Raw genomic sequence first — 4,511 nt, 5'->3', positions numbered from 1 at the left:
GGACTGGACCGACCGGCATTGCCGCCACTTTCACCGGTTGTTGTCGCGCCACGCCTTGCTCTACACCGAAATGGTGACCACGGGTGCCTTGATCCACGGTGACGTGGAGCGCCACTTGCGCTTCAACGCCGAAGAACATCCCGTGGCATTACAGCTGGGCGGCAGCGAGCCGGCGGATCTGGCGCGCTGTGCGCAGCTGGGCGAACAATGGGGCTATGACGAAATCAACCTCAACTGCGGGTGCCCCAGCGAGCGCGTGCAGCGCGGGGCTTTCGGCGCCTGCCTGATGGCCGAGCCGCRGCTGGTGGCCGATTGCGTGAAAGCCATGGTCGATGTGGTCGATGTGCCGGTCACGGTGAAGCACCGCATCGGCATCGACAAGGCTGAAAGCTATGAATTCGTGCGCGACTTTGTGGGCACGGTGAGCGAGGCCGGTTGCAAGGTCTTTATCGTGCATGCGCGCAACGCCTGGCTCAAGGGCCTTTCCCCCAAGGAAAACCGCGAGGTGCCGCCGCTGCGTTATGAGTTGGTGCACCGCCTCAAGAAGGAATTGCCGGGCCTGGTCATCTGCATCAACGGCGGCATCAACACGCAGGAAGAGGTGACCGGGCATTTGGCCGCGCTTGACGGCGTGATGATAGGCCGTGAGGYCTATCACAACCCCTGGTGGCTGGCTTCCTGGGACAGCGCTTTTTTCGGCGCTACCGAATCCCTGCCGACCCGTGAAGCTGTGGAATCGCAGATGTGCGACTACATGTTGCGCGAGGCCGCTGAGCATGGCACACCCAAGAGCGCCATTGCGCGCCACATGCTGGGCCTGCGCAACGGCTTGCCCGGTGCGCGGCGCTGGCGCCAGGTCTGGAGCGACCACCGCCTGCGCGACCTCCCGCCGCATGCCGTGATGGCGCTGGCACACGAAATGCCGGCTTCGTCGCCATCGACGCTAGCCGACACCACCGCCATGGCCGATGCCTGATTCCGCGCAAAAACAGGCGCGCCAGGCGTTGGCCTTGCTCTGGTTGGTACCGGCGCTCTGGACAGTCAACTACATCGTGGCGCGCAAGGCGCCGGGCGTGATAGGCCCTTATCTGCTGGCTTTCGGGCGCTGGGGCCTGGCGGCGTTGCTTCTGCTGCTGCTTACGCGGTCCGAGCTGTGGCGCCAGCGCGGCCACATCGCCAAAGTGTGGTGGCAGTATCTGGTGCTCGGTACCTTGGGCATGGTGATTTGCGGCGCCTGGGTTTACCAGGGGGCGCGGTCCACCGGTGCGATGAATATCGCGCTTATTTATGCAGCGTCGCCGGTGCTGATAGGTCTGGGGGCAGTGATCTGGCTCGGTGAGCGCCTGGGCCTGCGCCAGGGCCTGGGGGTGCTGCTGGCCATCGCCGGTGTGGTGCACGTCGTGGTCAAAGGCCAATGGACCGCACTGGCTGGCGTGCAGTTCTCGGCAGGAGACCTGTGGATCGTGGCTGCCACGGTGTCATGGGCTGCCTATGCCTTGCTGCAAAAGCAGTGGCCCAGCCCGCTTGGCGCCACGGCCAGGCTGGCGGCCATCTGCGTAGGCGGTAGCCTGGTGTTGCTTCCCTTGACTGTTTGGGAAATGTCGCGGCCTGATGCCCTGTCGTTAAGCGGCTACGGGCTGTGGCTGATCGTGGTGGCCGCAATTGTGCCGGGGCTGGGCGCTTACTGGATTTACGGCTGGGCGCAAAAAATCCTGGGTGCCAGCCGTGTGGCAGTGTCGCTGTACCTGGGTCCTCTCTATGCGGCGCTGGCTGCCTGGGGCGTGCTGGGCGAACCGTTGGGCTGGCACCACGCGGTGGGTGCCGCATTGATACTGCCCGGCGTATTTTTTGTAACGGGCGCCGACAAAGGGCTGACTAAAAAACATTCAGGGCCGATACTGACAGAAGGCACTTGAAATTTCTGACACGCATTGGTGACTTCAGCTTGCGGTCTGCTGTTTGTCCATGCAACGCGTGTGTCTGATTTTTGTCTGTTGAATGCGCTTCGGCTTTGAAATGAATCGCGGCCAGCGATTTTTCATTCTTCAACAAAACCTTCAAAGCTGCCAGATCGCCTGCGCACTCAGCTATTAAAAAGATAGCAAACTCAACGACCATGAAGACGGACGTGCGATGGTTTCGGCAAGGTGCACACACTCATACATATCGCCCGCATTCGTTAAAAAATACGCTGTACCTATTCGCGCATTTGGAAAATAATGGAAACGATTGTTCCCTGGAACTTTCCGTTGATGCTGCGATCTACCAATCGCATGGTGTGAGATAACAGTCGATGCATTGCGCGGAATCTGAAGCAGATTTCCATCATGAGTCGGGGTGCTTCGGTTCCCGCGCGCAAAGGAGGCTTTATGGATGTCGTCCGTAATTTTCTGACGCGTTATGAACAGACGCGAGAAGAGGAGTTGTCCATCGAGGACTACCTCGACGCCTGCAAGCGCAGTCCTCTCGTCTACGCCACCGCGGCTGAGCGCATGCTCGCCGCCATTGGTGAGCCTGAACTGCTGGACACCCGGCATGACCAGCGCCTGTCGCGTCTGTTCGGCAACAAGGTCATCAAGATCTACCCGGCGTTCCGCGACTTTTACGGCCTGGAGGATCCCATCGAACAGGTGGTTTCCTATTTCCGCCATGCTGCGCAGGGCCTGGAAGAGAAAAAACAAATCCTCTATTTGCTGGGCCCTGTGGGTGGCGGCAAATCGTCGATCGCCGAGCGGCTCAAACAGCTGATGGAGCAAGTACCTTTTTACGCCTTGAAGGGATCGCCTGTTAATGAGTCTCCGCTCAGCCTGTTCAATAATGCAGAGGACCTTCCGCTGCTCGAGTCCCAGTACGGCATTGCACCGCGTTACCTGCAGCGAGTCATGTCGCCGTGGGCGGTCAAGCGCCTCGAGGAGTACGGCGGGGATATTCGCCGGTTCCGTGTGGTCAAGCGCTTTCCTTCCATACTGAAGCAGTGCGCCATTTCCAAAACAGAGCCTGGCGACGAGAACAACCAGGACATCTCTTCGCTGGTCGGCAAGATCGACATCCGCAAGCTGGAGACTTACGCCCAGGAYGAYCCSGACGCCTACAGCTAYWSCGGCGGCCTGTGCCTGKCCAACCAGGGCYTGCTYGAATTYGTSGARATGTTCAAGGCGCCCATCAARGTGCTGCATCCCTTGCTGACCGCCACTCAGGAAGGCAACTTCAAGGGCACGGAGGGCTTTGGCGCCATTCCCTTCGACGGCATCGTGATGGCGCACTCCAACGAAAGCGAGTGGAAGGCGTTCAAGAACAACAGGAACAACGAGGCTTTCCTGGACCGGATTTACATCGTCAAAATTCCGTATTGCCTGCGCGTGTCGGAGGAAGTGAAGATTTATGAAAAGCTGATTCACAACTCCTCGCTGCACAACGCCATCTGCGCGCCCGGCACCCTGAAGATGATGGCGCAGTTTGCCGTGCTGACGCGCCTGAAGGAGCCCGAGAGCTCCAGCATCTTCAGCAAGCTGCAGGTGTATGACGGCGAAAATCTCAAGGACACCGACCCGAAAGCCAAGAGCTACCAGGAATACCGCGACTATGCGGGTGTCGACGAGGGAATGAATGGGATCTCGACGCGTTTTGCCTTCAAGATTTTGTCCAAGGTGTTCAACTTCGACTCCACCGAAATCGCGGCCAACCCTGTGCACCTGATGTATGTGCTGGAGCAGCAGATCGAGCGCGAGCAGTTCCCGCCTGAAACCGAGCAGAAGTACCTGGCCTATATCAAGGAAATCCTGGCCATGCGTTATGCCGAGTTCATCGGCAAGGAAATCCAGACGGCCTACCTGGAGTCCTATTCGGAATACGGGCAGAACATTTTCGACCGGTACGTGACCTACGCCGACTTCTGGATCCAGGACCAGGAATACCGTGATACCGATACTGGCGAAATCTTTGACCGCTCGGCGCTCAATGCCGAGCTCGAGAAAATCGAGAAGCCTGCCGGCATCAGCAACCCGAAAGACTTCCGCAACGAGATTGTCAATTTCGTGTTGCGCGCGCGGGCCAACAATGCGGGCAAGAACCCGGTCTGGACCAGCTACGAAAAACTCCGTACCGTGATCGAGAAAAAGATGTTCTCGAACACCGAAGACCTGCTGCCAGTGATTTCGTTCAATGCCAAGGCCAGCGCGGACGAGCAGCAAAAACACGAAGACTTCGTCAACCGCATGGTCGCCAAGGGGTATACCACGCGGCAGGTCCGGTTGCTGTGCGACTGGTACCTGCGGGTACGCAAGAGTTCCTGAGGGCCGCGGCGCGCCGTGGCGGCGCGTCCTGTGTCAGGTGTAGTCATGTGTATGTGACCGGAGATCAACGTGCTCCAGCAAGTCATTGACAGGCGGTTGGCGGGAAAGAACAAGTCCATCGGCAACCGCGAGCGTTTCCTGCGCCGATTCCGTGGGCAGATACGCGACGCCGTGCGCCGTGCTGTCGCGGGCCGCAGCATCCATGACATCGAACAGGGC

The 4,511-nt window shown here is 59.3% G+C and carries 4 protein-coding genes; all 4 read left to right on the top strand.

Annotated features, from left to right (window positions below):
* Positions 1–976: tRNA dihydrouridine(20/20a) synthase DusA (dusA, locus tag AC1D1P_RS15055; protein ID WP_477673539.1), on the top strand; the 976-nt coding region annotated here is incomplete at its 5' end.
* Complete coding sequence (locus AC1D1P_RS15050; RefSeq protein WP_477669117.1) at positions 969–1,916, top strand: DMT family transporter; 948 nt, start codon at positions 969–971, stop codon at positions 1,914–1,916. The genes dusA and AC1D1P_RS15050, both read left to right, overlap by 8 nt.
* Before the next feature lie 453 nt (positions 1,917–2,369).
* Complete coding sequence (locus AC1D1P_RS15045) at positions 2,370–4,292, top strand: PrkA family serine protein kinase (protein ID WP_477673538.1); 1,923 nt, start codon at positions 2,370–2,372, stop codon at positions 4,290–4,292.
* A 63-nt stretch (positions 4,293–4,355) separates the two neighbouring features.
* Positions 4,356–4,511: DUF444 family protein (locus AC1D1P_RS15040; protein WP_477673540.1), on the top strand; the 156-nt coding region annotated here is incomplete at its 3' end.

It is taken from the genome of Polaromonas sp. P1_E1_2 (assembly GCF_056406035.1).
This window is presented reverse-complemented; position numbering and strand designations above follow the sequence as displayed.

Coding starts and splice junctions, on each gene's coding strand:
- AC1D1P_RS15050 (WP_477669117.1), top strand. CDS start 969: ATGCCTGATTCCGCGCAAAAACAGGCGCGCCAGGCGTTGGCCTTGCTC.